The 1863-nt window shown below is 68.4% G+C and carries 1 protein-coding gene; it reads left to right on the top strand.

Annotation, left to right across the window (positions count from 1 at the left end; all coding sequences use genetic code 11):
* Positions 1 to 169: 169 nt before the first annotated feature.
* On the top strand, positions 170 to 1519 hold the full coding sequence (locus tag G3I40_RS10810; protein WP_164301946.1) for a sugar ABC transporter substrate-binding protein: 1350 nt from the start codon (positions 170 to 172) through the stop codon (positions 1517 to 1519).
* Positions 1520 to 1863 lie beyond the last annotated feature (344 nt).

Genomic DNA, 1863 nt, shown 5'->3' with positions numbered 1-1863 from the left:
GCCCTGGCGCTGGGGCGGGGCACTGCTCGGCCTGTTCGCGGCGGCCCCGGGCGGCCCGGGCCCGGCCGGCACGGCGCTGTTCACGCACTTTCGCCTGACCACCTCCGCCTGACCGATCCCGTCCGACTGGGCACGACCCTCAGTCGGGTCCATGAGAAGAGAGCCGATCATGAAGATTCGTATGCGCAAAGGCGCGCTCCGCACCGGCACCGCCCTCGCCCTGACCACCGTCCTCGCGCTCACCGCGACCGCCTGCGGCGACGACGGCAGCGGGGCCGGCGGTGACAAGGGCGACGAGGGCTCCGGCAAGGGCGAGATCACCTTCTGGGACAACAACACGGCCGTGCGCCGCGACGTCTGGAAGGAGATCATCAAGGACTTCGAGAAGGCCAACCCCGACATCGAGGTGAAGTACGTCGGCATCCCCGCCGAGAACGTGCAGTCCAAGTACGACACCGCGATCCAGGGCGGCGGCCTGCCCGATGTCGGCGGCGTGGGCACCGCGATGCTCGCCGGCATCGCCGCGCAGAACGCCCTCGAACCGCTCGACGACCGCCTCGCCACCAGCTCCCTCAACGGCAAGCTCAACGACGCGTTCACCGAGTCGGTCAAGGCGGCGGGCGGCTCGGGCTCGAAGCTGTTCGCCGTCCCGACCTCGGCCAACAACGGCGTCCTGTACTACCGCACCGACATGTTCAAGAAGGCCGGTCTGGCCGCGCCCACCACCTGGACCGCGTTCTTCGACGCGGCGACGAAGCTCACCGACAGCGGCGACAACCAGTTCGGCTACACCATCCGCGGCGGCGAGGGCTCCATCGCCCAGGCCCTCGACGTGATGTACGGGCAGAGCGGCATCACCTCGTTCTGGAACGCGGACAACACCAGGACGACGGTCAACGACCCCAAGAACGTCAAGGCGTTGGAGAAGTACGTCGGCCTCTACAAGAAGGCCACGCCGTCCGCCGACGTCAACAACGACTTCACCAAGATGGTCGCGCAGTTCGACAGCGGCAGGATCGGCATGCTCAGCCACAACCTGGGCTCCTACGGCGACCACGTGAAGGCGTTCAAAACCGCCTTCCGCGGGCTGCCCAACCCGACCGGCGACGACGGGACCCGCGTGCAGGTCTCCAACCCCGTCGACGGGCTCGGCCTGTTCAGGTCGAGCAAGAACAAGACGGCCGCCTGGAAGTTCATCGAGTTCGCCGCCTCGCACGCCGAGAACAGCAAGTGGAACGAGTCGGCCAAGCAGATCCCGGCCAACACCGAGGCCGCGAAGGACGCCTGGGTGCAGGACTCCGAGCCCACCAGACTCGCCGCCGACGCCCTCTCGTCCGGCTCGACGAAGATCGTGGACCTGCCGTACTACCTGCCGGACTGGAACACGATCTCCAAGTCTGACAACGAGAAGAACCTGCAGAAGGTCCTGCTCGGCAAGGAGACCTCCCAGGAGTTCCTCGACACCCTCGCCGAGCAGCTGAACAAGGCGCAGGACGAGTGGCAGGCGCAGGCCAAGTAGGGCCGTGCGCGCCCCTGTTGACCGGTCCGGCGGCGGGCTGCCGCGCCCCGCTCCGCTCCCGCCGCCGGACCTCGCCCGGGCTTTCGCTCCCACGAAGGGCAGGCACGTCGCCGTGGCACCCACGCGAAGAGCCACCCCGGCCGCCCCCGCTTGACCTCAAGTTCCCTTTGTCCCAACGCACTTGACCACGACATCGCATCGAGGAGTCGGACGATGAACACACAGAAATGTCATGCGCGCGTCATCATGGGAATCGTCGGCTGCACCGCCCTGGTGCTGGCCGTCAGCGGCGCGTCGGCCGCGCAGGCGCACGGCCGCGACGTCGCCCGCCGGACGCTGCCCGC

The organism is Streptomyces sp. SID14478, assembly GCF_010548525.1.
GTDB lineage: Bacteria > Actinomycetota > Actinomycetes > Streptomycetales > Streptomycetaceae > Streptomyces.
This window is presented reverse-complemented; position numbering and strand designations above follow the sequence as displayed.